This window comes from Streptomyces sp. NPDC057654 (assembly GCF_042800135.1).
GTDB lineage: Bacteria > Actinomycetota > Actinomycetes > Streptomycetales > Streptomycetaceae > Streptomyces.
The window spans coordinates 1-1,810 of record NZ_JBHVHQ010001245.1; the positions used below are offsets into that span (position 1 = coordinate 1).

A 1,810-nucleotide genomic window follows, 5' to 3' on the forward strand; every position below is an offset into this window, starting at 1 on the left:
AGACCGAGCCGGAGGCGCCCAGGGAGATCACGGCGTCGCCGGGGCCGACGCCGAGCCCGAAGGCGGCGGCCATGGTCTCCCCGGTGCCCGCGGAGATCAGCAGCCCTTCGGGCGTGTGCCCGGCGGGATCGCAGGGGCCGAGGACCTCGGGGAGGGCGGCGGAGTGGCCGAGCGCCAGCTCGACGAGGTCGGGGCGCCACTGCCCGGTGGCCGCGGACCAGTAGCCGGTGCCGGAGGCGGCGCCCCGGTCCGTGGTCCGCCGAACGGGCCGCCCCAGCAACTGCCACACCAGCCAGTCGTGCGGCTGAAGCAGCATCGCGGCGCGCTTCGCGGCCTCCGGCTCGTTCCGCGCCAGCCAGCGCAGCTTGGCGACCGGCTGTCCGGCCTGCGGTACGGACCCGACGGCCTGCGCCCACGCCGCGCGCCCGCCGAGCGCGTCGGTCAGGTCGGCGGCGGCCGACTGCACCCGCTTGTCGTTGCCGAGCATGGCAGGGCGTACGAGCACCCCGCCGGCGTCCAGCGCCAGCAGCCCTTGCTGCTGCGCGGAGACCCCGATGGCCTGCACGCCCTCCAGCAGACCGCCGGCGGCGGCCTCGCCGAGTGACATCAGCCACGCCTGCGGGTCCCCGTCGGAGTCGGCGGGATGCGGCGCGTACCCCTGCTTCAGCACGGCGCCCGTGTCCGTGTCGCAGACGACGATGCGCGTGCTCTCGGAAGAACTGTCCAATCCGGCGACTATGCCCATGAGGCTCGATTTTGCCTTATGGCGTGAGCGTCACGTGTTGCTGGTGCCCCAGTCGTCGTCGGCCGGGGTCCGCTGCTCCCGCAGCGAGCGCACCCGCTCGGTCACCGAGCCCGGCAGCCGGTCGCCGACCTTCGCGCCGACCGCGCCGAACGCCTTGGAGGCGGCGGCCCTGCCGTTCTGCGCGGCGGACTCGGCGGTATTGCGCACCGCCGGGTTCTGCGCGACCCGCTGCGCGGCCTTGCGCAGCTGCTCGTACCGTTCGCGTCCGGCCCGCGTGCCGAGCACGTACCCGACGATTGCTCCGGTGATGAACGTCAGCCGGTAGCGCATCGCTCCACCCTTCTTCGCGTTGCGTTCTTCGCGTAGAACCGCATTCGATCATGTCCGGGCCGGCACTCCGGCCCCTTCCCGTCGCCCGTCCCGGACCACGACGACCCGCGTCGGCGGTGCTGCGCGCCTACCCGTCGTGCCCGTAGGTCACTCACGGGATACCGATTGGCGGAGCACCCCCCTGCTTGCGCTAATGTATGTGTCGCAGCGAGCGCACGCCGTCCGGGACCCCGGAGCCGGGTGCATTCGAGGCACACAGCGCAATCCCCTGTAGCTCAATTGGCAGAGCAGCCGGCTGTTAACCGGCAGGTTACTGGTTCGAGTCCAGTCGGGGGAGCGCGATCCCCTGTAGCTCAATTGGCAGAGCATTCGGCTGTTAACCGGAGGGTTACTGGTTCGAGTCCAGTCGGGGGAGCAGAGCGAAGAGGACCCCTCAGGGGTCCTTTTTCGTGTGCCGTGGAACCGCCGCAGGGCTGATCGGCATCCTCAAGGACAGGCTGGTCACACGATGCGGACCCTCAGGGGCAACAGATCGTATGACCGGCTATGCTGCGGCAGACGGCGCGCACAGATGTACGCGACGCGCCGTTACGGGGCGGTAGCTCAGCCGGTTAGAGCAGCGGACTCATAATCCGTCGGCCGTGGGTTCGAGTCCCACCCGCCCCACCGTTTCTTCATGGTGCAGAAACGTTCTGACCAGCAAGAACGTCCCAGCGAGGGCCGCCACGTAAACCG

At 70.4% G+C, this 1,810-nt stretch carries 2 protein-coding genes and 3 tRNA genes; 3 read left to right on the forward strand and 2 right to left on the reverse strand.

Features of this window, described 5'->3' with window-relative positions; translation table 11 throughout:
- Both ACFU99_RS42455 and ACFU99_RS42460 read right to left on the reverse strand, forming a co-directional pair.
- On the reverse strand, positions 1-745 hold a 745-nt coding region (locus ACFU99_RS42455), incomplete at its 3' end, for an FGGY-family carbohydrate kinase (protein WP_384403826.1).
- A gap of 30 nt (positions 746-775) precedes the next feature.
- Complete coding sequence (locus tag ACFU99_RS42460) at positions 776-1,075, reverse strand: YtxH domain-containing protein (RefSeq protein WP_363229670.1); 300 nt, start codon at positions 1,073-1,075, stop codon at positions 776-778.
- A gap of 264 nt (positions 1,076-1,339) precedes the next feature.
- On the opposite strand from ACFU99_RS42460, the gene ACFU99_RS42465 reads away from it, so the two are divergent.
- The 3 genes from ACFU99_RS42465 to ACFU99_RS42475 all read left to right on the forward strand — a co-directional run bounded on the left by ACFU99_RS42465 (position 1,340) and on the right by ACFU99_RS42475 (position 1,741).
- A tRNA-Asn gene (locus tag ACFU99_RS42465) sits at positions 1,340-1,412 on the forward strand.
- A gap of 5 nt (positions 1,413-1,417) precedes the next feature.
- Positions 1,418-1,490 (forward strand) — tRNA-Asn (locus ACFU99_RS42470).
- Between the two features lie 177 nt (positions 1,491-1,667).
- Positions 1,668-1,741: transfer RNA gene (locus ACFU99_RS42475), tRNA-Ile, on the forward strand.
- Positions 1,742-1,810: the final 69 nt, after the last annotated feature.

Coding starts and splice junctions, on each gene's coding strand:
- ACFU99_RS42460 (WP_363229670.1), bottom strand. CDS start 1,075: ATGCGCTACCGGCTGACGTTCATCACCGGAGCAATCGTCGGGTACGTG.